Annotated in this window: 21 protein-coding genes, 1 tRNA gene and 3 rRNA genes; 1 reads left to right on the forward strand and 24 read right to left on the reverse strand. The window is 39.0% G+C overall.

Going from position 1 to position 26,312, the window contains the following annotated elements; translation table 11 throughout:
- Positions 1-26: 26 nt before the first annotated feature.
- Positions 27-761, forward strand: a complete 735-nt coding sequence (locus J0J36_RS09235; RefSeq protein ID WP_019291574.1) for a DUF975 family protein — start codon at positions 27-29, stop codon at positions 759-761.
- Between the two features lie 10 nt (positions 762-771).
- Here J0J36_RS09235 and J0J36_RS09240 read toward each other — a convergent pair whose 3' ends face one another.
- From J0J36_RS09240 to J0J36_RS09355, 24 genes are all read right to left on the reverse strand, one after another.
- Positions 772-1,950 carry an MFS transporter gene (locus J0J36_RS09240; protein ID WP_153925450.1) on the reverse strand — a complete coding sequence of 393 codons (1,179 nt, stop codon included), beginning with the start codon at positions 1,948-1,950 and terminating at the stop codon, positions 772-774.
- A 548-nt stretch (positions 1,951-2,498) separates the two neighbouring features.
- Entirely contained in the window at positions 2,499-5,114 is a 2,616-nt protein-coding gene (gene polA / locus J0J36_RS09245) for a DNA polymerase I (protein WP_019335280.1), read from the reverse strand.
- 56 nt (positions 5,115-5,170) lie between these two features.
- Positions 5,171-5,286, reverse strand: a 5S ribosomal RNA gene (rrf, locus tag J0J36_RS09250).
- A gap of 84 nt (positions 5,287-5,370) precedes the next feature.
- Positions 5,371-8,270 (reverse strand): 23S ribosomal RNA (locus J0J36_RS09255).
- A 166-nt stretch (positions 8,271-8,436) separates the two neighbouring features.
- Positions 8,437-8,509: transfer RNA gene (locus J0J36_RS09260), tRNA-Ala, on the reverse strand.
- A 110-nt stretch (positions 8,510-8,619) separates the two neighbouring features.
- Positions 8,620-10,168 (reverse strand): 16S ribosomal RNA (locus tag J0J36_RS09265).
- The 16S, 23S and 5S rRNA genes sit together here with 1 tRNA gene alongside, the layout of an rRNA operon.
- 346 nt (positions 10,169-10,514) lie before the next feature.
- Positions 10,515-11,228 (reverse strand): YebC/PmpR family DNA-binding transcriptional regulator, encoded by a 714-nt coding sequence (locus J0J36_RS09270; protein WP_017369493.1) that lies wholly within the window; start codon positions 11,226-11,228, stop codon positions 10,515-10,517.
- A 39-nt stretch (positions 11,229-11,267) separates the two neighbouring features.
- A complete protein-coding gene (locus tag J0J36_RS09275; RefSeq protein ID WP_153925453.1) occupies positions 11,268-12,353 on the reverse strand; it encodes a nucleotidyltransferase in 1,086 nt (361 codons plus the stop codon).
- On the reverse strand, positions 12,341-13,072 hold the full coding sequence (locus J0J36_RS09280; RefSeq protein ID WP_019291521.1) for a class I SAM-dependent methyltransferase: 732 nt from the start codon (positions 13,070-13,072) through the stop codon (positions 12,341-12,343). Before J0J36_RS09280 ends, J0J36_RS09275 begins: the two co-directional genes overlap by 13 nt.
- Complete coding sequence (rsfS, locus tag J0J36_RS09285; RefSeq protein WP_019291522.1) at positions 13,073-13,432, reverse strand: ribosome silencing factor; 360 nt, start codon at positions 13,430-13,432, stop codon at positions 13,073-13,075. It abuts the gene before it with no gap.
- 26 nt (positions 13,433-13,458) lie between these two features.
- Positions 13,459-14,052 carry a bis(5'-nucleosyl)-tetraphosphatase (symmetrical) YqeK gene (yqeK, locus tag J0J36_RS09290; protein ID WP_019291523.1) on the reverse strand — a complete coding sequence of 198 codons (594 nt, stop codon included), beginning with the start codon at positions 14,050-14,052 and terminating at the stop codon, positions 13,459-13,461.
- Positions 14,045-14,638 (reverse strand): nicotinate-nicotinamide nucleotide adenylyltransferase, encoded by a 594-nt coding sequence (locus J0J36_RS09295; RefSeq protein ID WP_153925455.1) that lies wholly within the window; start codon positions 14,636-14,638, stop codon positions 14,045-14,047. Before J0J36_RS09295 ends, yqeK begins: the two co-directional genes overlap by 8 nt.
- A gap of 3 nt (positions 14,639-14,641) precedes the next feature.
- Complete coding sequence (yhbY, locus tag J0J36_RS09300) at positions 14,642-14,950, reverse strand: ribosome assembly RNA-binding protein YhbY (protein ID WP_017369498.1); 309 nt, start codon at positions 14,948-14,950, stop codon at positions 14,642-14,644.
- 14 nt (positions 14,951-14,964) lie between these two features.
- On the reverse strand, positions 14,965-16,200 hold the full coding sequence (hflX, locus tag J0J36_RS09305; RefSeq protein ID WP_153925458.1) for a GTPase HflX: 1,236 nt from the start codon (positions 16,198-16,200) through the stop codon (positions 14,965-14,967).
- 2 nt (positions 16,201-16,202) lie between these two features.
- A complete protein-coding gene (gene yqeH / locus J0J36_RS09310; protein ID WP_029346086.1) occupies positions 16,203-17,309 on the reverse strand; it encodes a ribosome biogenesis GTPase YqeH in 1,107 nt (368 codons plus the stop codon).
- Positions 17,310-17,489: 180 nt separating this feature from the next.
- Positions 17,490-18,614 (reverse strand): site-specific integrase, encoded by a 1,125-nt coding sequence (locus J0J36_RS09315; protein ID WP_206886709.1) that lies wholly within the window; start codon positions 18,612-18,614, stop codon positions 17,490-17,492.
- A gap of 43 nt (positions 18,615-18,657) precedes the next feature.
- The gene (locus tag J0J36_RS09320; protein WP_017371010.1) at positions 18,658-18,864 is read right to left on the reverse strand and encodes a hypothetical protein; all 207 of its coding nucleotides are present in this window, start codon (positions 18,862-18,864) and stop codon (positions 18,658-18,660) included.
- A gap of 308 nt (positions 18,865-19,172) precedes the next feature.
- Positions 19,173-19,421: a hypothetical protein gene (locus J0J36_RS09325; protein ID WP_206886710.1), complete on the reverse strand. Its 249-nt coding sequence runs from the start codon at positions 19,419-19,421 to the stop codon at positions 19,173-19,175.
- Between the two features lie 11 nt (positions 19,422-19,432).
- The gene (locus J0J36_RS09330; RefSeq protein ID WP_206886711.1) at positions 19,433-19,942 is read right to left on the reverse strand and encodes a hypothetical protein; all 510 of its coding nucleotides are present in this window, start codon (positions 19,940-19,942) and stop codon (positions 19,433-19,435) included.
- Positions 19,943-19,958: 16 nt separating this feature from the next.
- The gene (locus tag J0J36_RS09335; protein WP_206886712.1) at positions 19,959-20,207 is read right to left on the reverse strand and encodes a hypothetical protein; all 249 of its coding nucleotides are present in this window, start codon (positions 20,205-20,207) and stop codon (positions 19,959-19,961) included.
- 110 nt (positions 20,208-20,317) lie between these two features.
- The gene (locus J0J36_RS09340) at positions 20,318-21,361 is read right to left on the reverse strand and encodes a phage tail tip lysozyme (protein WP_206886713.1); all 1,044 of its coding nucleotides are present in this window, start codon (positions 21,359-21,361) and stop codon (positions 20,318-20,320) included.
- A complete protein-coding gene (locus J0J36_RS09345) occupies positions 21,362-23,389 on the reverse strand; it encodes a hypothetical protein (protein WP_206886714.1) in 2,028 nt (675 codons plus the stop codon).
- A complete protein-coding gene (locus J0J36_RS09350; RefSeq protein WP_206886715.1) occupies positions 23,389-25,947 on the reverse strand; it encodes an ATP-binding protein in 2,559 nt (852 codons plus the stop codon). Before J0J36_RS09350 ends, J0J36_RS09345 begins: the two co-directional genes overlap by 1 nt.
- A complete protein-coding gene (locus J0J36_RS09355) occupies positions 25,940-26,308 on the reverse strand; it encodes a hypothetical protein (protein ID WP_019299226.1) in 369 nt (122 codons plus the stop codon). The genes J0J36_RS09350 and J0J36_RS09355 overlap by 8 nt, the downstream gene beginning before the upstream one ends.
- Positions 26,309-26,312 lie beyond the last annotated feature (4 nt).

The following is a 26,312-nucleotide window of genomic DNA, read 5'->3' on the forward strand; positions in this document are numbered from 1 at the left end:
TGGTATTCTAAGAAATGGAGGATACTATGAAGTTTAAAGATTTAAAAGAAAGAGCTAAGGATGCTCTGAGAGAAAACTTTGGTGCCAAATTACGTTTGTTCTTAATTCCAATTTTCTGGGGAATTATCTCAACAAACATGACTTACCAATCAAATTATAATTCCAATATGGATACAGTCAATAATTTTGATGCCAATACTATTACAACAGGACTATTACTTTCTATACTCATAGGAATACTTATCGGCGGGCTGATTGGCCTTATGATTTCGGTCATTATAGATGTTATCACTGTGGGTGCGCGTTTCAACTATATTAAAATATACCGTGGCGAAAGAGAAAATCCACGCTTTAAAAATGTCTTTACTCCTTTTAAAGACGGCAGTTGGACAAAAATATTTGTTCTTCACTTAGTGACTGCACTCCTCATTGGTCTTTTAACAGTGACGATTATTGGTATCCCTTTTGCTATCTATCTTGGCCTAGGTTGGTCACAAAAAGATTACATTCTTTTTGACCAATTAGAATCTGGGACTTATACTGGTATTTGGGGCGTGCTCAATGCCTCTGCTCAAGTAATGCGTGGCTCACGTGGGGATTATTTCCTCTTCTTGTTGAGCTTCATCTTATGGTATATCCTCTCAGGTATTACTCTAGGTCTTGCTAAATTCTGGACAACCCCATATATCGAAATGTCTACTATCGCTTATTATCAAAACTTAATCGATACGAAGAGAAGCATGAATCAAACTGCATATTAAAAAGAAGCTCTTACTGAGCTTCTTTTTTTACTTTTTTCCCATGGGTGAAATAATAGATTACAATGATTAAAACTATAAATATTGCTGATGCATAATACAAATTACGATAACCTAAAAATGGAACGAGAAGCCCCATGATGAAAGGACCAAAACCTACACCCATATCTAAAAAGCCAAAAAATGTCGATGTGGCTACACCTAAACGATCAATGCCTGAGCTACGTATTGCAATAGCTTGACCAAAAGGTGAAAATGAACCATAACCCAGTCCAATAAAAATAGCTGCCACCAGTAGAATGATTGAAGACTGTGCCCAACCGATCAGTACCAAGCCAATTGCAAAAAAGATAAAGACAGGGTACATCACATAATTATCACCTTTGATATCAAAGATACGACCAGTTACAGGGCGTGAAACCAATATTGCTAAGGCATAAATAAGGAAGAACAGAGATCCGGCTGTTGCAAGCCCAATTTCTGAGGAATAAGTATTCATAAATGCCAAAATACTTGAATAAGCAATACCTATCAGCATCCCTATTACAGAAATAGAAACAGCTTTCTTTTCAAAATAATTTGACCAAGAAAATTTCTTCTTAATACTTTCTGAACTAGCTACAGTTGTATGAGGCGCTTTAATAAAGAAGATACCAATAAGTGCAAGTAGCAAGAGCACATTTGAAAGATGAATTAAGAGTGTAAAACCATATTTACCATAAAGAAACATGGAGAGGAAAGGACCGATAGCTGAAGACATCGTTACCGATAAAGCATAATAACCGATACCTTCCCCTCGCCGAGAAGAAGGAACCGTTGCTCCTGCTAAAGTCCCTGAAGCTGTTGTTGCTATACCAAAACCAATACCATGTAGGAAACGAAGAACGAGCAAGCTCTCAACACTTGGTACAAGATAGTATACCAAACCAAAGAGCAAATAAATGCTTGTTCCCATAAAGAGCATTTTCTTAACACCCCATTTTGCAATGTTGTTCCCCGCCCAAAGACGTGCAAATAAGCTACCTACAATGAAAAGACCTGTCAAAATTCCGGCTGTACCCGCAGAAGCATTATACTTTGCCATCGCATGTGTACCAATAACAATCGTTGGAATATAAAATACTAAATAATATATAAAATTGAGTAGCATATTAATAATAAAACTTGGCGTCCATAACTTTTCTTTTTTCATTTTTCTCCTTCACTTGTATCCGCTATCAATCAAATAAAAAGCAGGAAAACTCCCGTTTCCGAGAGCTTATCCTAGCATTTTTTGATTATAGCTTAATTTTAGTTACATATTATTATATCATTTTTCTGCCTATTTTAATTTCCTGAAACTTCACATTTGCCTCACCTGTTCGTCTACATAAGTTTTACGAACAACAAAGGAGAGTTTTAAAATTCATTCGAAAGACTGATTGTCCCTAGATTTTAGAATGTTATAATAAAGATATAAATAAATCGAGAGGGTTAACGACTATGCTATTCTTATTATTCTTTATTCTATGCACTTATCTATTTCTCAAGGGCTTTGTTAAGTTCATCTTGCCATTGCTTCTTTTTATCTTCCTTGCAAAACTTTTTCTGGGCGGACTCTTTCTCTTCTTCAATACTCATTTCCTTTTCACACTAGCGATTATTGCCTTCTTCATCTGGTTAATTCGTACGGTAAGCAGTCAAAACTACTAAAAAAACACTCTCTATTGTTAGAGAGTGTTTTTTTCTATTTTTAAAAATTTATTTTGCTTCATACCAGCTGTCGCCCGTATTTTCATCTGCAAGTAAGGGAACATTTAACTCTACTGCAGATTCCATAGTTTGTTTCACCAAGTTTTGAACCGCCGTAAGTTCTTCCTTAGGTACTTCAAGAATAATCTCATCGTGAACTTGTAGCAATAATTTGGCTTTAAACTTGCCTTCTGACAATGCTGCATCAAGATTAATCATGGCAATTTTCAAGATATCTCCGGCTGACCCTTGAATCGGGGCATTAATTGCTTGACGTTCTGCACCTTGTCGCACCATAAAGTTGCGATTATTGATTTCTGGCAGTTTACGCCGGCGATTAAACATCGTGCTTACATAGCCTTTATCCTTGGCTTCACGTTTTGTTTCCGCTATATAATTGGCAACTCCAGGATAACGCTCAAAGTAAGCTTGGATCATCTCTGCTGCTTCCTTATTGGAAATACTCAAGCGTTTAGCGAGTCCATATTCTGTTTCTCCATAGGAGATACCAAAATTGACAGCTTTCGCATTGCGACGATCGTTAGGCGTAACATTTTCAGGCTTGTCTATGTTGAAAACACGCATTGCTGTACTGCTATGAATGTCAGCACCATGATTAAAAGCATCAATAAGATGTTCATCTTTAGACATATGTGCCAAAACCCGAAGTTCAATTTGCGAATAGTCGGAACTCAAAAGAATATTATCTTCAGCTGCGACAAAAGCTTTACGAATCAAGCGTCCAGCTTCTAGGCGTACTGGAATATTCTGCAGATTTGGATCAATCGAGGAGAGACGACCTGTTTGCGTTAAATCTTGAACATATCGTGTATGGATACGGCCATCTTCAGCTATTTGCGGAATCAACCCTTGCACGTAAGTGGATTGAATTTTTGATATTTGACGATATTCGAGTATTTTGGCTACTAGTTCATAGTCTTGAGCCAAGTTTTCTAAAATATCTGCTGCTGTTGAATAGCCTGTCTTTGTTTTTTTCCCATGCGGCAACTGTAATTTTTCAAAAAGAATGACTCCAAGTTGCTTAGGCGAATTAATATTAAATTCTTCACCTGCAAGTTCATAAATTTTTTCAGTTAAATCAGCAATCATCTTCTGATTTGCCGCACCAATTTCTTCTAAGGTGCTCACTTCAGCAGCTATTCCTGCTATTTCCATTTTAGCTAACACGTTGGCCAAGGGAAGTTCCATTTCTGTCAAAAGATGATATTGTTCATTTTCCTCGAGATTTTGGATCATTACCGCTTTCGTTGTAGCTAAGACATGAATTTTACCTGCCAAATGTTTGAAAAGAATTTCATCTTCAGGAATACGACGTTTTGCTCCTTTGCCGTAAACTTCTTCATCAGTAGATATATACTTGTTAGCAAATAATCGACCAATAGTTTCAACCTTATTATCTTCTGTTGTAGAAATAAGATATTTAGCTAACATACTGTCGTACTTGGCTGTCGGTAGTTCAATACCTAAGCGATGAAGCAAAACTTTATTTTTCTTAAAATCATATGTATTTTCAGGAAAAGGGAAATTCTTTAGGAGTTCTGTATTCTTTGATACAAAAACTTTTTCTTCATTTCCCCAAGCAAACCCAATGATATCTTCTTTGTGGTAATTCTCATTTAAAATTTCAATATAAAAGAAATCATCTTTGTCCACTAAAATATCTGTTGCATCTTCCACAACTTCAAAACTAAGCGTAACTTCATCTGCTTCTGCCGTTTCAAGTTTGGCTTTGAATTGCGCAAATCCCATCTCATCATAAAACTTGATCAATTCTGCTGCATCCACAGGCTTAATCAAAGTATCAGCAAGATCAATTTCAATCGGAGATTTCGTATCAATCGTTGCAAGAGTACGAGATAAAAAGGCCATTTCACGGTCAGCAATAAGATTTTCCTTCATCTTACTTTTCTTAAGTGAATCAATATTCTCATAGAGATTATCAATAGATCCCCACTCTTGAAGCAACTTCATAGCCGTCTTTTCGCCGACTTTTGTTACACCTGGATAATTATCCGAGCTATCACCCATCAAACCTTTAAGATCAATAAACTGTTGTGGCGTTAAGCCCGTTTTTTCCAATAAATAAGCCGGTGTAAAGCTTTCAAACTCAGCCACACCTTTTTTCGAAATTTCGACTGTCGTATTTGAGTCCACTAACTGAATCAAATCCTTATCCCCAGTTACGATTGTAACATCATAATCGCCAGCTTCAGGGAGTTCAGCCATTTTATCTAAAGTACCAATAATGTCATCTGCTTCATAGTTTTTAAGCTCATAATGATTATAGCCTAACTTTTCAATCAGCTCCTTAATAAAAGGCAATTGTTCGCGGAATTCATCCGGTGTACGTGCTCGCCCATCTTTGTAAGCAGAAAACATTTCCGTTCTAAAGGTTGTTTTTCCTGCATCAAATGCAATCAGAACATGATTAGGTTCTAATCTTTCGACCAAATTATTAAGCATAAGATGAAAGCCATATATCGCATTGGTATGTAAGCCACTCGGAGCCACAAAACGATCTACTTGATTATAGAGGGCGAAAAAAGCCCTGAATGCTAATGAAGAACCATCAATAAGCAGTAATTTATTTTTCTTGTTTTCCATAACTCCTATTATACCTTAAATTTATAAAAAAAAAGAAGCCTTAGCTTCTTTACTTCACTTGGCATTTACCCTATCTCGCAGGGGGCAACCCCCAACTACTTCCGGCGTAATAGGACTTAACTTCTGTGTTCGACATGGGAACAGGTGTATCTCCTATGCAATGAATACCAAATCATGGTCTGAATGTATTGAACACTCAAAACTAAATAACAATCTCTTGATAAATAAGTAAAGCTGAACTCATATGTTCTATTACTTGGTAAAGTCCTCGAGCTATTAGTACTGGTCCGCTCCATCCCTCGCAGGACTTCCACTTCCAGCCTATCAACCTGATCATCTCTCAGGGCTCTTAATTCATAAAGAATGGGAAATCTCATCTTGAGGTGGGCTTCGCACTTAGATGCTTTCAGCGCTTATCCCTTCCCTACATAGCTACCCAGCGGTGCTCCTGGCGGAACAACTGGTACACCAGCGGTAAGTCCACCCCGGTCCTCTCGTACTAAGGGCAGATCCTCTCAAATTTCCTACGCCCGCGACGGATAGGGACCGAACTGTCTCACGACGTTCTGAACCCAGCTCGCGTGCCGCTTTAATGGGCGAACAGCCCAACCCTTGGGACCGACTACAGCCCCAGGATGCGACGAGCCGACATCGAGGTGCCAAACCTCCCCGTCGATGTGAACTCTTGGGGGAGATAAGCCTGTTATCCCCAGGGTAGCTTTTATCCGTTGAGCGATGGCCCTTCCATGCGGTACCACCGGATCACTAAGCCCTAGTTTCCTACCTGCTCGAGTTGTAGCTCTCGCAGTCAAGCTCCCTTATACCTTTACACTCTACACATGATTTCCAACCATGTTGAGGGAACCTTTGGGCGCCTCCGTTACTCTTTAGGAGGCGACCGCCCCAGTCAAACTGCCCGACAGACACTGTCTCCCACGCCGATTATGCGTGTGGGTTAGAGCAACCATGAAGCAAGGGTAGTATCCCAACAGCGACTCACTTGAAACTAGCGTCCCAAGGTCAAAGTCTCCTACCTATCCTGTACATGCTTCACAGGTACTCAATATCAATCTGCAGTAAAGCTCCATGGGGTCTTTCCGTCCTGTCGCGGGTAACCTGCATCTTCACAGGTACTAAAATTTCACCGAGTCTCTCGTTGAGACAGTATCCAAATCATTACGCCTTTCGTGCGGGTCGGAACTTACCCGACAAGGAATTTCGCTACCTTAGGACCGTTATAGTTACGGCCGCCGTTTACTGGGGCTTCAATTCAGAGCTTCGCCTAAGCTAACCCCTCCTCTTAACCTTCCAGCACCGGGCAGGCGTCACCCCCTATACATCACCTTGCGGTTTAGCAGAGAGCTGTGTTTTTGATAAACAGTTGCTTGGATCTTTTCACTGCGGCTGTATTTCTACAGCACCCCTTCTCCCGAAGTTACGGGGTCATTTTGCCGAGTTCCTTAACGAGAGTTCTCTCGATCACCTGAGGCTACTCGCCTCGACTACCTGTGTCGGTTTGCGGTACGGGTAGTATTGAATTAAACGCTAGAAGATTTTCTTGGCAGTGTGACATCAAGGGCTTCGCAACCGTAGTTGCTTCCCCATCACAGCTCAATGTTAAAGGAAAATGCATTTGACACATTCCACACCTCACTGCTTAGACCAGAATCCATTAACTGGCTCCCTTTAGCCTACTGCGTCCCTCCATCACTAACAATACTAGTACAGGAATATCAACCTGTTGTCCATCGACTACGCCTTTCGGCCTCGCCTTAGGTCCCGACTAACCCAGGGCGGACGAGCCTTCCCCTGGAAACCTTAGTCTTACGGTGGATAAGATTCTCACTTATCTTGCGCTACTCATACCGGCATTCTCACTTGTAATCGCTCCAGCACCCCTCACGGTATACCTTCATCGCTGATTACAACGCTCTCCTACCATTTAATTAATATTAAATCCACAGCTTCGGTAATATGTTTAGCCCCGGTACATTTTCGGCGCAGGGTCACTCGACTAGTGAGCTATTACGCACTCTTTGAATGATAGCTGCTTCTGAGCTAACATCCTAGTTGTCTGTGCAACCCCACATCCTTTTCCACTTAACATATATTTTGGGACCTTAGCTGGTGGTCTGGGCTGTTTCCCTTTCGACTACGGATCTTAGCACTCGCAGTCTGACTGCCGCACATGTGTATTAGCATTCGGAGTTTATCTGAAATTGGTAACCCGAGATGGGCCCCTCATCCAAACAGTGCTCTACCTCCAATACACTTAAATTGCGACGCTAGCCCTAAAGCTATTTCGGAGAGAACCAGCTATCTCCCAGTTCGTTTGGAATTTCTCCGCTATCCACAAGTCATCCAAACACTTTTCAACGTGTCCTGGTTCGGTCCTCCAGTGCGTCTTACCGCACCTTCAACCTGCTCATGGATAGGTCACTAGGTTTCGGGTCTACATCATGATACTAAAGCGCCCTATTCAGACTCGCTTTCGCTACGGCTCCGCCTCTTCAGCTTAACCTCGCATCATAACGTAACTCGCCGGTTCATTCTACAAAAGGCACGCTCTCACCCATTGACGGGCTCGAACTTCTTGTAGGCACACGGTTTCAGGTGCTATTTCACTCCCCTCCCGGGGTTCTTTTCACCTTTCCCTCACGGTACTGGTTCACTATCGGTCATTAAGGAGTATTTAGGCTTGGGAGATGGTCCTCCCGGATTCAAACTGGATTTCGCGTGTCCAGCCCTACTCAGGATACTGCTAGGTATAAAGTCTATTTCAAATACGAGGCTATTACTCTCTTTGGCTTACCTTCCCAGGTAATTCTTCTATAGACTTTAAGTCCACGTTGCAGTCCTACAACCCCAAGAAGCAAGCTTCTTGGTTTGGCCTGTTTCCCGTTCGCTCGCCGCTACTTAGGAAATCGTTTTTACTTTCTCTTCCTGCAGGTACTTAGATGTTTCAGTTCTCTGCGTTACCTTCTCGTAAGCTATGTATTCACTTACGGATACTATGCATAACATAGTGGGTTTCCCCATTCGGAGACCTAGGGATCAATGCGTACTTACTGCTCCCCCTAGAATATCGTCGTTAGTCACGTCCTTCTTCGGCTCTTAATGCCAAGGCATCCACCGTGCGCCCTTATTAACTTTGCCATTAAAACAAGTATAAGTTTTTTCGAACTATTTAAAATAATTCGCAGCTTTACAGAAATGTTTTACCATTTCTCGGTTTATTTATCGTTATAAGATATTGTTATTTAGTTTTCAATGATCAATTCCTATTTTAACGTCTTCGTTGACAAGATACTGTCGTATCTTATGGAGCCTAGCGGGATCGAACCGCTGACCTCCTGCGTGCAAAGCAGGCGCTCTCCCAGCTGAGCTAAGGCCCCTTCTCTCAACGCAATCTTCTCTATCTTGCATCAAAAGACTGCTTGTTTGGTCTTTATAGACCCCTCAAAACTGAATAAAGTAGAACAACATCTTTTTTTATATTCCTTAGAAAGGAGGTGATCCAGCCGCACCTTCCGATACGGCTACCTTGTTACGACTTCACCCCAGTCATCGGTCTTACCTTAGGAAGCGCCCTCCTTGCGGTTAGGCAACCTACTTTGGGTACTCCCAACTTCCGTGGTGTGACGGGCGGTGTGTACAAGGCCCGGGAACGTATTCACCGCGGCGTGCTGATCCGCGATTACTAGCGATTCCGACTTCATGCAGGCGAGTTGCAGCCTGCAATCCGAACTGAGAATGGTTTTAAGAGATTAGCGCACCCTCGCGGGTTGGCGACTCGTTGTACCATCCATTGTAGCACGTGTGTAGCCCAGGTCATAAGGGGCATGATGATTTGACGTCATCCCCACCTTCCTCCGGTTTATCACCGGCAGTCTCACTAGAGTGCCCAACTTAATGATGGCAACTAGTAATAAGGGTTGCGCTCGTTGCGGGACTTAACCCAACATCTCACGACACGAGCTGACGACAACCATGCACCACCTGTATCCCGTGTCCCGAAGGAACTCCTTATCTCTAAGGATAGCACGAGTATGTCAAGACCTGGTAAGGTTCTTCGCGTTGCTTCGAATTAAACCACATGCTCCACCGCTTGTGCGGGCCCCCGTCAATTCCTTTGAGTTTCAACCTTGCGGTCGTACTCCCCAGGCGGAGTGCTTAATGCGTTAGCTGCGCTACAGAGAACTTATAGCTCCCTACAGCTAGCACTCATCGTTTACGGCGTGGACTACCAGGGTATCTAATCCTGTTTGCTCCCCACGCTTTCGAGCCTCAGTGTCAGTTACAGGCCAGAGAGCCGCTTTCGCCTCCGGTGTTCCTCCATATATCTACGCATTTCACCGCTACACATGGAATTCCACTCTCCTCTCCTGCACTCAAGTCTCCCAGTTTCCAATGCACACAATGGTTGAGCCACTGCCTTTTACATCAGACTTAAGAAACCACCTGCGCTCGCTTTACGCCCAATAAATCCGGACAACGCTTGGGACCTACGTATTACCGCGGCTGCTGGCACGTAGTTAGCCGTCCCTTTCTGGTTAGATACCGTCACTTAAGTAATTTTCCACTCTACTTAACGTTCTTCTCTAACAACAGAGTTTTACGATCCGAAAACCTTCTTCACTCACGCGGCGTTGCTCGGTCAGGGTTGCCCCCATTGCCGAAGATTCCCTACTGCTGCCTCCCGTAGGAGTCTGGGCCGTGTCTCAGTCCCAGTGTGGCCGATCACCCTCTCAGGTCGGCTATGTATCATCGCCTTGGTAGTCCTTTACACTACCAACTAGCTAATACAACGCGGGATCATCAAGTAGTGAAGCAATTGCTTCTTTCAAATAAGAATCATGCGATTCTCATTGTTATGCGGTATTAGCGTTCGTTTCCAAACGTTGTCCCCCGCTACTCGGCAGATTTCCCACGCGTTACTCACCCGTTCGCCGCTCTTCATAAAAATAGCAAGCTATCTTTAATCATCGCTCGACTTGCATGTATTAGGCACGCCGCCAGCGTTCGTCCTGAGCCAGGATCAAACTCTCATTTAAATTTAGTTCATCAAATGAACTGGCTGTTGTTTTGTCTTTCATTATTGAATTGACAGTTGGTATACAAGAAGTTAACTTCTCGCATATAGTCATTCTACTTTATTCAGTTTTCAAAGGTCTATCGCTCTCGTAAGAGATACGCTCTCTCGCGACAACTATTATATTCTATCAAACTCACTTTGTTCTGTCAAGAATAAACTGTGATTTTTTTAAAAAATTTTACCTTTGTTCGGTTTATCCCCCATTTACTGGGCTTTACGCCATTTATTTTTTTTGTGATTTCCTGTTAATTAAGATAAGAACATCGTTATGTAAATAAAAAATGGCCACTTGGCCATCTTTTTATTTACATATCCACATTATGATAAACTTTTTGAACATCGTCGTCGTCTTCTAAAGCATCTACCAAACCTTCGAAGGTTTCTAAATCTTCACCAGAAAGTTCAACTTCGCTCTGTGCAATCATCTCAAGTTCAGTTGTTGTAAATTCAGTAATACCTTTTTCTTTGAGAGCAGCAATTGCTTTGTGTAAATCTGTAGGTTCTGTATAAACAATAATTTGTCCTTCTTCCGCAGAAACATCACGGACGTCAATTTCTTGTTCAATCAAATATTCAAAAATCTCGTCAGCATCATCACCAGCAAAGACGATCACACCTGTATTATCGAACATGTAGCCTACAGAACCTTCCGCACCAATATTCCCACCATTTTTATGGAAAATTGTGCGGATATTAGAAATTGTACGGTTTACATTTGAAGTTAACGTTTCACAGATAATCATTGATCCATTCGGTCCGAATCCTTCATATCGTCCAGAAACGAAAGCTTCTTCTGCTCCACCTTTAGCTTTGTCAATCGCTTTATCAATAACATGCTTTGGAACTTGTGCTTGTTTCGCACGTTCAATAACAAACTTGAGCGCTGTATTTGACTCTGGATCTGGCTCCCCTTGCTTTGCGGCTACATATATTTCAACACCAAATTTTGCATAAACTTTTGATGTTGCTCCGTCTTTAGCTGATTTTTTTGCGGCAATATTGGCCCATTTGCGTCCCATGGGACACCTCCTATTTTCAATTTATTCTTAAATATTATATCACAAAATCAATGGTTTGCGCCCATGGTTCTGTTCTTTAAAATTACGATTTCCTAATTGATAAATATCATCTGATTTTTGCGTAAGTAAGTCCCATGATTCTTTTCCAATGCGAGTCACAAGCTTATCCTTCACTTTAGCCAGATGTTGTTGTCCTTGCTTTGTAAAACCTAAAACATGAATGTTTTGAGGCAACTGAAAATCACGTGGAATATCCAATAAAACATAGGTCAAAAGCCGTCTTACACGTGCTCTAGTATATCGTTTTGTATGCACTGCCTCTATCAATTCATCGACAGTATTCACTTGCTTGATGGCTGTTTTTATCCGACTTTCCAACTCTGTATTCATTTGAAAAATAAGGCTCAAATCATGGGAGATTATCTTATACTTAAGCAAAGTGAAATAATTATCCCAAGAAACTCTGGGGTGCTGATAGAGTTGTTTTAAATTTTCCGGCACAAAATTCAAAATATCTTGTTGGTCGATATTTGTTCTAATAGCTGTTGCTGAAGCAATTTCACCAGATAAACTACGAGAATGAAAATCGTTACTACGCTGAATGGCTTGTAGTCTTATATCTTTGCCCGCACTGGCTTTGGCATAAGCAAGAGCCAGGACATGGTTGGGTGTATTTCCATCAAAATGTAAGCCTGAGAATTTCTGCCACATCATCTGAGTTTTTTCGGGATAACTCAATGTATCAGGTAAATCTTTAATGAAGTTCTCCATTTCGGTTGACTTCTCTTCATAAAGATTCACGATTTTTTGATAATCAAGGGTAGACTCCGAACCAAAAACAAGTTCACCAATCCCCATTTTATCAAGAATATCCACTGCTGCCTGTGCAAAAAAATCAGCAGCTTGGACAGCTCCCATGACAGGAAGCTCAACCACGATATCTGCACCATTTTTTAGAGCCATTTCAGCTCTTGTCCATTTATCAAAAAGAGCCGGTTCACCCCTTTGCATAAAATTACCAGACATGGCAACGATTTTTATACCATCGCCTGCCTGATCTAATAAATATTTATGTCCATTGTGAAAAGGGTTGAACTCAGCAACAATTCCTATTATTTTTTGCATACAAAGAACCAACGTAAGCTTTCTTCTTCAGGTTTTTCATCTTCAAAATCAGCATATACTTCTACTTTAGAAAATTTTTGAAGTCTTGTCAAATATTCCTTTATTGGGTACGTTCTCTCTTGATGTACTTCATCTTTACGCACAAATTTTCCATCGGAATCTTTAACAAAGAAAGTCAATTCATGGACGACTGAATGAGGGTAATCCCCTACAAAAGAATCCCAGAGAAAAGCAAAATCTTCATCGTTTTCGTGATAAGAGTAACCTGGAAAGACCGAATCCACTTGATATGTCGAATGGACATCAAAGATAAACACACCTTCCGCATTTAAAGAATTATAAACACCATCAAAAACGCGTTGAACTTCAGAAGCATTCGACATGTAACAAAGCGAATCCGAATAGCAAGTCACAACATCAAATGTGGTTTCTCCTGATAATTCACGCATATCTCCGGCAGCAAAAGTAATTTTTGCCCCCATCTGACGTGCACGTTTATCTGCAATGGTCAGCATTTCCTCTGACAAATCAACACCGGTTACTTCATAGCCTGCTTGACTAAATCTTATCGAGAGAATCCCTGTACCACATGCCAATTCCATGATATTTTGCGTTTTTGCTGGAAAATGTCTTTGACTAAACTCAAACCACAAGTCATAGAGCTCCTCATCCATTACGGAATCATAGACCCGGGCAAATTCCTCATAAGAAGCCGTCATTTATTCAGAAATCCATTCATTAATATCAACAAGTGGTGCATCTGACCATAGTTTCTCTAAGTTAAAACGCAAGCGTGAATCATGGTCAAAAACATTGACAATCACGTCACCTAAGTCAACTAAAACCCATCCTGTACGGGCATCCCCTTCGATATGTCCTGCTACTTGCACACCAAGTTTATCCGCTTCTTCAGCAACATTATCGACAATCGCATCAATCTGGCGCGTATTCATTGCTTCAAGGACAACGAAATAATCTGCAACGCCTGACACAGCAGCGACATCAAGTGCTACAATATCTAAAGCTTTTTTATCATCGGCTGCTTTTACAACTGTTTCGAGTAATTGTTTTGAATTCATTTTATTCCTATTTTCTATTTTTATTATTATTTTTTAAGATATTTGATAAATGCGTTATATGTTTCGATACTTTGGGGGTAAATTTTTACACGAAGTTCAGCCAGATAATCAATAAGTCGCATTGTCTCAAAGGCAACTGCCATATTCAGAGAGTAATCCGCGATAGCTCGCGCTTCAATAACACCCGGGAAATCACGTCCCTCTTCAATATAGTCCGCCACATAAAGTACTTTTGCTAAGTCAGACATCGCTGCATCCCCTACAGTGTGCACCTCGATTGCATGTCGAATTTCGGTATCTTTCAAACCTAAATCTTCTTGCATTTTATAGATGCCCACTGTACCATGCCATATGTTATTGCCCCAATTTTTCAAATCAGGATTCAAGTTATACTTTTCAATCAGTTCTAAAAAGATGTCATCTGCTGTTTCTTTTGCGTAATCATGCAACAGAGCAGCAAGACTTGCTTTATGCACATTTACATCATATTTTTCAGCAAGTGCAACTGCTGCTTTCTCTACTCCTAGGATATGTTGGAAACGTTTTTCAGACATTTGAGCTTTTATCTTCGCAAGTAGTTCTTCTCTTGACAAGTTTACTTCTGGATAAAAATCAAACATAAAGTCCCTCTTTCTTAATATAAGCAAGTACTTCGGGTGCTAACAAGAAATTTGGAACAAGCCCTCGGCTAAATTGTTCACGTATCATATTACCAGAGATATCCATTCCCGGTACATCCACCCACAAAATAGGATAACTTGTCCCCGCGCGGAAGCGTGGTCGACGTACGCCAACCAGCTGTACTAATTCTAAAAGTTGCTCAATATTTTTCCAACTTGGTAAACTATTGATTAAATCTCCCCCAATGATAAAGTAAAAATCTGTATTGGGATGTTCTTCCTTGAGGGCCTTTACTGTTTCATATATGCCTTCATCTGCTTGGCAGCGGCATTTGTTCAATACAAGACCTTCTTTCCCTTCCAGTGCTAGCTCTAACATGCGGGTAACATGCCCATCGGTATTATGTTCCGGAAGAAACACAACTTGTTCTAAATTCAGCTGCTGACGCACTTGATCAGCGATTGTTAAATGTGCGATGTGTACAGGATTGAAACTTCCCCAAAAAAGACCGATGGCACGGCGAACACGAGCATTTTCCTCTTGTAGATCCACCTTAGTAAAAGGTGTTAGAAGTTCAAGCGACATAACTTATACCTTTTTTACATCTTCTGAAATTTTACGATTTTCTTTACGATCACTAACCTTAAAGACTACTACATTACGTCCGATAATTTGGACAACGTTGAGCCCCATTTCATCAATCATCGCTGCAACATCTTTGGCAGTTTCATCAGAGTTTTGTAAGATGTTAACTTTAATTAATTCACGCGCATCTGCAGCGTGGCGAATACTTGTAAGAATTTCGTTCGACAGTCCAGATTTTCCGATTTGAACTATGGGGCGAATATTTACTGCGAGGCTTCGCAGGTAACGCTTTTGTTTTCCAGTTAATTCCATTTTAATTCTCTTTTCTAATAATTATCCAGCTTCCAGGTCATGCTGGGAGCAATGATCCCTTTAACTTTATAAGCTGTTTCACCTTCAACAACTTCGTTGACCATGGCTATTTTTTTCAGTTCAGGTAGTTTATAAGCCATTGCATAAGGCAAATCTAACTCAAAAGCAACAAAGAGCTCATGCAATTTTTCTAAAATTGCCGTACGCAACCACTGGACACCTTCGTCTGACTTAATCGAAAGCTGTACTGCTGGTGTCAAAGTAGGTGCAAAATCCTTAGCAATATCCATCTTATTATAGACATTTAACACAGGAATACCTTGAATATCCATTTCTTCCATCAATTTTTGGACTGTTTTTTCATGGACTTCATGATGGGGATTACTCGCGTCAATGACATGGATGAGTAAATCCACATGAGTCGACTCTTCTAAAGTCGACTTGAATGCCTTAATCAGCTCCGTCGGCAAATCTTGAATAAAACCAACTGTATCTGTAAGACTGACTGTAAAATCCTCTTTTATTTTTACCAGATTGGTTGTTGCATCTAGTGTAGCAAAAAGTTCATCTTTTTCATATTGCGTTTTTTCAGTCAAAGCATTCATTATGCTTGACTTCCCGGCATTCGTATAGCCAATCAATCCGATTTTAAAGATAGAGCTTTCTTTACGCTTTTTCCGAATCGTTTCACGGGTTTTTTCAACTTTTTGGAGCTGTTTATCTATATTTTCAATACGTGTCCGAATATAACGACGGTCTGTTTCAAGTTTACTTTCACCAGGACCTTTGGAGCCGATACCTCCTCCTTGACGACTGAGCATGATACCTTGGCCGACCAAGCGTGGTAACAAATAGCTAAGCTGAGCTTGTTCGACTTGAAGCATCCCTTCATGAGACCGCGCCCGCAATGCAAAAATATCCAATATCAATTGCATCCGATCAATAACTTTGATTCCTAAAGCTTCTTCCAGATTAATGTTTTGGCGAGGTGTCAGACGGTCATTGAAAATAACCGTGTCTATTTCTCCGACTTCAATTGCCCACCTCATTTGTTCAAGCTTGCCGCTTCCAATCAGAAATTTAGTATCGTATTTGTCCCGCTTTTGTGTAAAGGCATCAATCACAAGCCCCCCTGCTGTTTTTGTGAGTTCAGCAAGTTCAAGCATCGAGCTTTCAAAATTTTCGCTATTTTCAAAGGTCTCTACGCCAACGAGTAAGACACGTTCTTGTTTTTCTTCTAGATTTATCATACTTATACCAATGCCTTACGCAGAACTACGTCTACACCTTCTGGTACCCATGCTGCCACAACGCCACGTTCCGCAACCCGAATCCATCCTAGACCAGAGAAGACAATATCTGATTTTTCTTTGACAGAAAATTCTTTACGGATGAGTTTTGGGAAGTCCGAAAGATTTTTCGCACGTGGCGGTTGAAGTAAACCACCCGCATGTTTTTCATAAAATTCAGTAGCTCCTTCTAATTTTGTACGATGAATATCTAACTCATTGTCACAAAAAACAGTAAGCCCTTGTTTTTCACCTTGTATATAGTCAAAACGTGCAAGCCCCCCTAAAAATAGAGTTTGCCCTGCATTAAGTTGATAAGTTTTAGGCTTGATTTCTTTTTTAGGTGAAACGAGTTTCAGGTCTTTTGCTTCAAGATAGTGCGCCATTTGTCCACGATGAATAATCCCCGGTGTATCAATAAGCAAGCTATCATCATCAAGAGGAATCTCAATCTTATCTAAAGTCGTCCCTGGAAAACGGCTAGTGGTAATCACATTGTCATCCCCTGTGACAAGTTTGATAATGGCATTAATTAATGTAGATTTACCCACATTCGTTACACCAACTACGTAAACATCACGACCTTTACGCATTTTCTCAATTTTTTCCATGAGTTCTCGAACATCATCTTGATTTTTAGCTGAAGTTACAAGAACATCAAGAGGACGGAGACCAGCTTTCTTTGCTTGCTCCTTGAGCCAAGCGCTCATTTTACCAACTTTTAATGAGTGCGGCAGAATGTCTTTCTTATTGGCTACTAAGAGAAGGTGATTATTGCCCGTAAAACGATGCAAGCTTGGGATTAAGGAGCCATTAAAATCAAAGATGTCAACAACATTCACGATTAACGCATCATGCTCACCGATTTCGCTCAAAAGGCGCAAAAAATCATCGTCTGTCAAGCTGACATCAGCGATTTCATTATAGTGACGAAGGCGGAAGCAACGTTGACAGTACAGTGCGTCATCTTCTCCTCTTTTCGCTAGCGCTCCTGCAGGCAGGAAACCCAAGGCATTTTTATCTTTTGTTTGAATCAATGCACCGCAGCCAATGCAATGCAATTCTTCCATAATATTTTCAGTTTCATTCATAGGCCTATTTTAACACATTTCAAGTTATTATTCTCCCCTATTTACCTCTAACCTCCTCTGCTTCTACATCAGGACATTATTTTTGAGTTTCGAAAATTGATAACTTCCTACGTGTTCCTCTCATCTCCTTTAATTTTTGGTTAGTTTCTTGGTTAGTTTTTAAAAAGTTAAGTCATTCAATTTCGTTAATAAACTACTTTGAATATTTTCTGTCACATGACTATAAATTTGTAATATCATCTTTTCATCAGAGTGCCCCACACGTTCCATTATCGCTTTAATAGGAATATTCATTTCAACTAATAAAGAAATATGCGAATGTCTAAGCATATGTAAATTATACTGTCCTTCTCCTAAAATCTCTGTACATGCTTTTTTAAAAACTCTAGATAAAGTATCAGGTCCGTAAGTTTGCTTCTTAGTTCCAACAAATACAAAATTTTCATCTTTATGCTCACTAGCAAAAAAATCTAATATTTCCATAGACCTATTATCCAGCATTAAACTTCTGTAAGAATGGCTAGTTTTCGGAGATAACAACTCTCTTTTTCGAGCAGGAACACCATGAATATTTAACGTATGCCTAATATGTAACTTCTGATTATCAAGGTCAACATCTTCCCATTTTATCGCCAAAAGTTCACCTATCCTCAATCCTGTCAAAAACAAGAACTCAAACATCAACGCTTTTCTGAAATGCCACTTATCTTGATACAAATAATCAAGAAGTTTTCTCATATCTCTCTTGTCTAAGAATTTCTCTTTTTTCCGTTGAATTTGTTCGTGAGTCAACTTGACTTTAGGCAAAACTATATTTTCTATTGGATTATTTTTAACATAACCTATTCTCTTTGCATAAGAAAAAAGCAATCTGTAGTAAGTTTTCCTTAAACTAAGAGTTGCAGGCGCTAAACGTAATCCCATGAAGAACTTCTGCACTTTAGCAGTAGTTACTTCTCTTATTTTTAAATTACCAAATTCCTTTAAAAAAATATTAAAAGCACTTATTTCTACAAATTGAGAAGATGCTTTTAATTCTTGATCCCGTATAATTCGCCATTCATCAAATACTTCTTGAACTGTGGGTAAAATTTCACTTTTGTTAGCTGTACTTTCTTTTGTCCTCTTCTCAATCTTCTTCGAAAGTCTGTTTTTAGCTTCTGACTGCGATACTCGACTTTTCGAATTCATGGTAACAGTTACTTGTCGCCACTTTCCTTGATTATCATCAAAATATTTCTCAAAATAACGATATTTCCCATTATCTAATTTTTTATAAAACATTTTTCTCCTTGTTCTCCAAGCAAGAAAATGTGTGCACTTTGTATTATAACATTTTCCTACGCTGTTCTTGCTTATATTCCATGTACTTATAGTACCCCGACAAACTTACCCGTCTTAAGCCCTGTGAAGGTTCTAAGATATACTTTGAAAATTCATTTCTTTCCATTTCTGTTAAATGTTTTTCTACAGTTTTTACCGACCACTGAAAAATTGAAGCCAGTTGATATTTTGTTTTTAAGTCTACAATCATAAATCTCCCCCTATATACAAAAAAACAAGGGCGAGATTTCTCCCACCCTTAATATTCACCGATTTTATTTTAACTACTATAATTCTTGTCTTACAATTTCCCCCTCCTTATCTCTTTTGATAATAAATTTCTCTATTATCTCATTTTTACAGTAGGCTATCGCCCCTCCTGTATAATTAAAATTTTTATCTAATGAAAAAGACACATAATCATACTCAGGATAAATAGACCTCTCAGGTAAATCTGAACAGTACAAGCTCACAAATCTATTTCCTCTTAATCAGTAAACAATCATTTCCCCTCCAATTTTATCGGTCAACAACTTTCCAAATTGCAGAAGACGCATTATCTAAGCTCTCTTCACAAAAACCATGACCAGTAAAGTCCCAAACAATCTCCTCGCCAAGAATTTCTTCTGCTTGACGAACTAATTTATTAAATGCCCCTTTACCTCGTGTCAAAAATTCATATGAATCTTCAAATTGTCCGCTCAAGCGAGTAATAGAATAAGCAATATTATTGAGTACATTTTTATTTTCTTCTGTAAGTTGTTTCATAATCCCTATCTTTAAACCTCCAATTTCAGTTGATAAGATTTTCCATTAATCCAATGCATAGACCCTAATTGCCTAGCTTTCTGCAATGTAGAATTTATCGAAAGACCATTTTTCTCTAAATCTTCCGTATAACCTCTCACGTATCGAACACAGTTATCTAAGAAATTCAAAAAGACTTCCAAACGTTGACTATATCTTTTATCTAAGCTCACTAAGAAGCTCACAAACTCAGACATAATACTAATTGCTCTATCATCTTTACTTTGATAATCAACTATATTTTTTTCTAATTTCCCCCATGCTTCCTTTGATAACGTCATAGTTGACTGGCGCATAAGTTCAATTTTTCGTTCATAAGTAACCAATTTCTCGCACCATTGAATGACATCAGATAGTCTAGCATAAGGAGGTAGAGATAATTCCTGTTCAATTTCTCTTAACCGTTTATCAAAGGCAATATACTTCATGTTCCACTGACTTTCTGCATTCTTTACTTGATTACGAAGCCGTGTTAAATCCATAAAACGCTCCCTAATTCTATTGTGGGTATTGCTTTTGCAACTCCAATAAATCTTCTGGATACCATTCAAACCATTCCGAATAATCTTTACCGTCCATAGCTTGTGCTTCTTCTTCATTATCGGGATCAACCCCATACTTAGGTGTTCCAACTGGTCGGGCATAAATACCTACCCAATTCCGCTCACCTTCCCACATACTATCTGGGACAAACTTCTTATTTTTCAAATCAATAAGCGCCAAACGGCGCATTTCTTTTACTTCCATGATTTCCTCCAATATAAAAAGACTTGCCTTACCATGACAAATCTTTGTTAATCTATACAATAAAAATGAGTAGTTGACTCATCTCTTATTCTGTTCATTTTATTCCTCCTTTATTTTCCAATGACATAATGAAATTGACTTGCTTCTTCTTTACTGAAAGAGCGGTAATCAAGGACACCAAGTCCTGCTACATTACTTTCTGAAATCAAAATGGAACCATCACTTCTTACTTGCTCCACAAAAGCAACGTGACCATAAGTAGTATCTGAGCCTGCCTGTCCTGGACTAAAACTTAACGCTGAATGCACTGTAGGTTTGTTTGTAACTGTGTAGCCTGCCACATTCATCCAATCGCCACCATTTCCCATATAGGGGCTGTAACTTATCCCTAATTGTTGCGCTCGATAATATACGTACCATGTGCATTGCCCCCAAGGATAAGAGCTGACATGAGGATATGCTCCAATATTAGGATAAGGTTTTGGTACAGAAAAACCGGGAGGAACACTTGCACCGGGACTAGAACCACCACCGGAACTAGAATGAGTAAGCAAATCATACCAATACTTCGCATGTTCCTGCCGTTTTGCTGTTGTACCAACACCTCCACGTTCCCATTTTGCACGGATATTTTCTGTAGTTTCATTTATATCTGTACCTTTAATGAGCTCCTTAATCAAGGAAGAGTCTGAGCCATCATGATTAAATAAAAACTCGAGTTGAAGTTCTAAGTCCTGCCATTTCTTCCCTTTTTCTTTTGCAAAGTGAAGTAAATTTACTCGCCTTCCCAAGTCTACTTGATAAAGACCAAACGCATAACCCCCAACACTACTATCCATAGCTAATTTTTCATCATAAGCACGGTCACTTTGAATACGTGTAGGGTCAACCCCTGACTCCTCTTGCATATTCCCAAGTAAAGAAGCTGCTCCTTGCTTTGTACCACCTTCTTTGAGAACCCTATCCCAAACAACTTTAGCAACCCCCGCCTGAGGATTATTAGGGTCAATATTTCCTTCACTCTCAGAGCTTTGCGAAAGAACCCCTCCTACCATGACAAAGAAGAATAAAGCAACCATTAGGAGAGGAAAAAAAAGAGGCAAGAGTGCCACAATAATTTTTCTTTTAAGTTTCCGCTTTACAGTTTTCATCATCTACCTTTCTTCGAATGGGTTTCTGCTAGGTTCTTGTGTAATAGGATTAGGTTTAAACTTCTTCACAAGATTTTCCTTGTCCTTAGTTTCCTTTTGCTTTTGCTTTTTAGAATGCACTTTTTGAGGTTTACTTTCCTGAGAAACAGAAGGTGCTTTTAATTCTTTCCCTTCTCTCTTCTTCTCATCTCCCTCAAATACAAAACGTTGCCCTTTTTCCTTGCTCTCCTTGTCTTTTGGCTGTAATTCTAACGATTTATCTTTAGGTTTAAATTCTTGACTTTGAATGTTTTTATCTGAGGTATCTTTAGATTTCATCTCTAGTCTTTCTTTTTCCTGTGGTGATAAATTAGCTTTTTCTCTAAGTTGTTTCAACTCTAAACCTTCTTTAGTATTTGGTTTAGGTTTTTTACTGTCCAAGAAGGGTGCATTTGCTTTCTTCTCGAGTTCCAGTTTATTCTGTTTTTTCTTAGAAAGATATGGATTTTCTTGCTTTTTATCATTTTTAGCTGTACGTTTTTCAAAGCGGTTCATTCTCTTTTCAGCTTTCTTACGCTCCTTTTCATCTTTTGTGGGATCAGCTAAAGTATTTAAGCTACTTTTATATTTACCCAAGCGCTTCTGATTTCCATGATTACGTAAAGCCGAGCGACCAACTTTATTATCAAGAGCCTTAAAACCTTGACCTGCTGAATAACCACCTGCTAAGGCAAGTTGTTGCACGGGTGCTAAAGCCTTCTGTTTTGCTTGCCCAAATGCATGGTTCATACCTTGAACCACACGATTATTTTCTAATTTAGAAAGGTTTGCTTGGAAAATTGAAGCAAGGAAGGCTCTATTTTTCCAAAGCAAAACATAAATAATTATTTTTGCCACCGCAAGAAACAAAGCATTAGAATTTTTGCCACCGAGTGCGCCATCTAAAATATTATTGAGCATAATAAAGAGAGTCGTTCCTCCACCCAAAACTGTTGCACCAGCTCCTAAGAGAAAACTTTTCACTACAATATTTTTCATTGCCAACTGAGAAAATTCAAAGAAGGAAAGAAGAGCTACTGTAGGCGCAATAATAAATAAGACAAGTAAGAGTGTTTTCACGAATACAACCGCAACTTTAAAAGCCAATATCACAAAAGAAAAGACTAAATTATTTACAACAGCGCCTAGTGCCACTGTAAATTTTGAGCCAAATAAATTTCCTGTTAAATACTCTGAACCACTCTCTTTACGAATTTTCTCAACTTCGCCTGAGTCATTATCACTATTTAACAGGTCATTAATATTTTTATTGTTTGTGCCATATTGACTTTCCTTTTCAAAATTCATGTCTTTAAAAGGCTTTAAAACCATGATTTCAAAAGAATTGCCTGCTTCTGTAGAAACACCTTCTATTTTTATCTTATCAACTACACTTGTCACAATATTTTCCGATTGCACATTAATTTGTTTCAATGCTTTTGTACCGAGTGTAAAGTACCCAATATTAAACATTAAAATTAATGCAATCGTTCCAAGCGTTCGAGGAAAATTTCCTTTAAAATAAGATTTTATGAGAAGCCACAATATACCTAATGCCATTAAATAAAGAACTGGATTTTTTGCATTAAAAAAACTTAAATAAATTGTTTTCCCGTTGGTAAAAACCTTATCCGCATAAGTGTCAATGATATTAAACTTATCTAATCGGCTACTGATCCAGTCCGTCATTCGATAAAGCAGTTTTGCAAAATAAAAAACTCCCTGTACCATGTTATTTGTGACGGTTTTAATCGGGTTGTCCGTATCAAGATAAGAGGTATACATATAATCGGGGTCTTTATCCCCCAATTTATGTTTTCCTTTTTCAGAATACTCAGTGTCTACTTTTCCCGAGTCATTGATATTATTTCCTACATTAGGTTTCTCTATCTCCTTTCCTTCGCCATCTTCCATAGTTGGAGGGTCAAAAGGTAAGCTGTTATCCGCATGAACAACAGCGCCAAAACTGAAAAGGCAAGTTAAGAGAAAAAATACATAAACTATTTTTTTCATTAAGCTACCTCCAAATTCCTCGCTGATTTCAAAGTATCGTCTTTTGTATTGAACAGCTCACACATTTCAGGAACAACACCATCTATTGTTACACGTGCAATACGTCCAAAAGGGTCTTTAATAATTGCCTGCCCTTTAGACATGGTACTTACCCATTTTTTGGATTTTTCGTCTACTGGTACTTTTAAGAGTTTCAATATCGCATCAATTTCTTTTGGTTCTTTGAAACAAATAAGCATACCAAAACTTGTGTCATCATCTGACTCATCTTTATCTTTTACAGACTGACTCGCTTGAAGAGTGAAATCATCATAAGAACGTCCTGTACGACGTTTTTCTTTCAAAATACTTGCCCCAATTTCAGAACCTTCCAAGAACCACGCTTCATCAAAAATCGTTGCTGTTTTTTCATGACGGTTACGTTTTCCAAACCATGAACAGAAATACCCTAAGGCATACATAACAGCCATTGAATTCTTTTCTGACTCACTCATGGATTTTGTATCTTTTGGAAGATTTAAACCTTGTACACCTAAAACAGTGATACGGCTGTCTAAAGAAATTGCTTTGTTTTCACCATAAGAAAAGACAAGAGATAGAGTTGAGCGACTTCCATTTTTCAAGAAATATTTCGCTACGTCCACAACTGCCTTTTCTTTATCGTATGTCATAGCTTCAAACACAGAAAGCAAACCAACTTTTTCACCTTTTTTTCTTTTTTCTAAATAGGTATCTAAGTAGTCAGGCAAAGCCGTATCAAACTCAATTTTTTTGTATTTCTCAGGCAATACATGATTGATTAATGTTTTTGAAAGTTCAATTGCATCATCACCTTCAAGGAAAACAATCGGATCAAGTGCGCCTTTATTTTCTTCATGACTGGCATTTAATGAGATAAAATCAATCTTTTCAATATAGCGCATAACAATCTGCTTACGCTCCCATGAAGCCAATTCTTCTTGACTTGCACCCATAGGAGGTTGAGGTGCATTTTTATAGGCTTCATACACTAGACGATATTGTGGCTTCATTTCGTCCTTAGGGTCGATATAAAGCATGAGCGATTTCATTAACGACATATAAGTAAAGCACAATTTATTAAAGAAAGACTTCCCAGAACCCGTTTCACCCGTTGTTGAGAGTGTAGGATTATCTGTTTGCTTACCTGCTATCTTTTCATTCAAAGCAAAGATATTCAAAAAGAATGGCTTGTTTGAATTGTTCAAAGCACGATTAAAATCACCATTATAGTTGTGGCTTGTATCATCAATTCTTCCCATATAAAAGCCAACGTCAAAACCAATCTTAGAAGAAACAAAGAAAAGATTTTCTGAAAAAGCAGCCAAAGACATCGGCTGTATCCAGTTTTTATCCCGAGGAGTCAATTCTTCACCAATACGCATTTTATGATACAAATAGGGTTGGTCTGCGGTTGCAGGAGAAAGCTGAACATCAATAGACTTTGTTTCACGCATGAGAGCGTCCTGTTTCCACTCTAACTCTTCTTGTGAATTCGCGGTAATATCAATAACCATCAAATAATCAAGATAAGTTTCTCCTGCTTGACTGCGCCGTATTGTATCTTCTTGAATAGCAACAGAAGTTGCCACATCACTTTCTTGTACAGAGTCCTTTTCATAAGCTTCATCTTGTGCATTTTTTGAAGTCGTTCTTGCTCGAACAGCTCGATTGAGTACCGAAAACCAACCTCTTTTGGTTGAAAAGCGCCAAGTCACTGTTTTAGGAACACTAAAAGGCAAGGTATCTAAACGTTCTGCCAAATGGAAATAACTTACATTGTTTGGATTATATGATACTGCCAAAGCCTTGTTAAACGTTTTGCCATACTGATTTTCAAGTGTATAAATACCATCTGTAAAATACTCTACTTCAACTTCTTCTAAGTTATTCGCAGAGTTCAATACAAGGTTTATTTCATGTTCTTTAACATGTGGCAGTCCTTTAATGGCTTGCCAACGGGTCACATAAACCGTTTGTTTTGTCGTGAGCGGTTTAGCATCAAAAGGCATAAGGATATTTTCTAAGGTATTGTTCAATTCCTCAAATTCAAGAAACCAATCCTCAGAATAATATTCTTTCCCTATCGCTCCTACTAATGCTTGCCCATAAAAATCTACTGCACTTTTAACTGTTTTTGAAAGATTTGTGGAAACATGTAAATTTCTCAATGGAAAAACAATGAAATGTCGAAGTTCTTCCGTTGCTCCAACTTCACGTTCTAATTTATCCAAAGACTCATTCATGACCATTATTGCCATTTCATATGTATCCTCAGATAAGTCCTCAGCCAAAAGCTGATACATTTTAAATACTTCTAACTCCATAGGAATATCTAAAAGTTGACCTGATTGATAAGGCACAGTTTCTTCAAGTGTTGACTCAAAAATTGATTTTGCATTTTCTTTCGCTTGATCATCTGTCCTTGACAAGATAACAGAAGGTACTTCAAAAATTGCATACACATTTCCGTTTTCTTTTAACACCATATTATTATGATAAGCGATAATATCGCTATATTTTCGACTCATTTTATTCATTTCCCTTTCTCTTGTTTCTTGGAATAAAGACTCCTTTATACCATGTTCCTCTTCTACCATAGACTATAAAATTAAGAATCGCTTCCCATAAATACCGAGGAAAAGGCTTGCCATCTGGACGGTAGTTTGAAAAGACAAGACCTATACCATAACTCGAAATACCTGCCCATGGTAGTCTAAAATTAAGTGGAAGAGGAAGCCAGTTAAATAAACCAAACCACAAAATAATAAAAGCGACAATCGCATAACCAAATGTCGCAAATTTGTAAGATTTTCTTAAAATCCAGCCTTCCGCAAGCTTTTGAAATCGTAGTTGTTCCTCTAAGGCTCTCTTAGGGGCATATAAATGTTTGTCTTCCATAAAA

This window comes from Lactococcus sp. LG1074 (genome assembly GCF_017309525.1).
Lineage (GTDB): Bacteria > Bacillota > Bacilli > Lactobacillales > Streptococcaceae > Lactococcus > Lactococcus petauri.

Bases quoted from the DNA above. Each gene is read 5' to 3' on its own strand.
- J0J36_RS09345 (WP_206886714.1), bottom strand. From the start codon at position 23,389: ATGAAAAAAATAGTTTATGTATTTTTTCTCTTAACTTGCCTTTTCAGT.
- polA (WP_019335280.1), bottom strand. From the start codon at position 5,114: ATGGAAAACAAGAAAAATAAATTACTGCTTATTGATGGTTCTTCATTA.
- J0J36_RS09330 (WP_206886711.1), bottom strand. From the start codon at position 19,942: ATGGATTTAACACGGCTTCGTAATCAAGTAAAGAATGCAGAAAGTCAG.
- J0J36_RS09340 (WP_206886713.1), bottom strand. From the start codon at position 21,361: ATGATGAAAACTGTAAAGCGGAAACTTAAAAGAAAAATTATTGTGGCA.
- J0J36_RS09280 (WP_019291521.1), bottom strand. From the start codon at position 13,072: ATGACGGCTTCTTATGAGGAATTTGCCCGGGTCTATGATTCCGTAATG.
- J0J36_RS09320 (WP_017371010.1), bottom strand. From the start codon at position 18,864: ATGATTGTAGACTTAAAAACAAAATATCAACTGGCTTCAATTTTTCAG.
- J0J36_RS09315 (WP_206886709.1), bottom strand. From the start codon at position 18,614: ATGTTTTATAAAAAATTAGATAATGGGAAATATCGTTATTTTGAGAAA.
- J0J36_RS09335 (WP_206886712.1), bottom strand. From the start codon at position 20,207: ATGGAAGTAAAAGAAATGCGCCGTTTGGCGCTTATTGATTTGAAAAAT.
- J0J36_RS09350 (WP_206886715.1), bottom strand. From the start codon at position 25,947: ATGAATAAAATGAGTCGAAAATATAGCGATATTATCGCTTATCATAAT.
- yqeH (WP_029346086.1), bottom strand. From the start codon at position 17,309: ATGGAAGAATTGCATTGCATTGGCTGCGGTGCATTGATTCAAACAAAA.
- J0J36_RS09240 (WP_153925450.1), bottom strand. From the start codon at position 1,950: ATGAAAAAAGAAAAGTTATGGACGCCAAGTTTTATTATTAATATGCTA.
- J0J36_RS09295 (WP_153925455.1), bottom strand. From the start codon at position 14,638: ATGTCGCTTGAACTTCTAACACCTTTTACTAAGGTGGATCTACAAGAG.
- J0J36_RS09270 (WP_017369493.1), bottom strand. From the start codon at position 11,228: ATGGGACGCAAATGGGCCAATATTGCCGCAAAAAAATCAGCTAAAGAC.
- yhbY (WP_017369498.1), bottom strand. From the start codon at position 14,950: ATGGAATTAACTGGAAAACAAAAGCGTTACCTGCGAAGCCTCGCAGTA.
- J0J36_RS09235 (WP_019291574.1), top strand. From the start codon at position 27: ATGAAGTTTAAAGATTTAAAAGAAAGAGCTAAGGATGCTCTGAGAGAA.
- yqeK (WP_019291523.1), bottom strand. From the start codon at position 14,052: ATGTTTGATTTTTATCCAGAAGTAAACTTGTCAAGAGAAGAACTACTT.
- J0J36_RS09275 (WP_153925453.1), bottom strand. From the start codon at position 12,353: ATGCAAAAAATAATAGGAATTGTTGCTGAGTTCAACCCTTTTCACAAT.
- rsfS (WP_019291522.1), bottom strand. From the start codon at position 13,432: ATGAATTCAAAACAATTACTCGAAACAGTTGTAAAAGCAGCCGATGAT.
- J0J36_RS09325 (WP_206886710.1), bottom strand. From the start codon at position 19,421: ATGAAACAACTTACAGAAGAAAATAAAAATGTACTCAATAATATTGCT.
- hflX (WP_153925458.1), bottom strand. From the start codon at position 16,200: ATGATAAATCTAGAAGAAAAACAAGAACGTGTCTTACTCGTTGGCGTA.
- J0J36_RS09355 (WP_019299226.1), bottom strand. From the start codon at position 26,308: ATGGAAGACAAACATTTATATGCCCCTAAGAGAGCCTTAGAGGAACAA.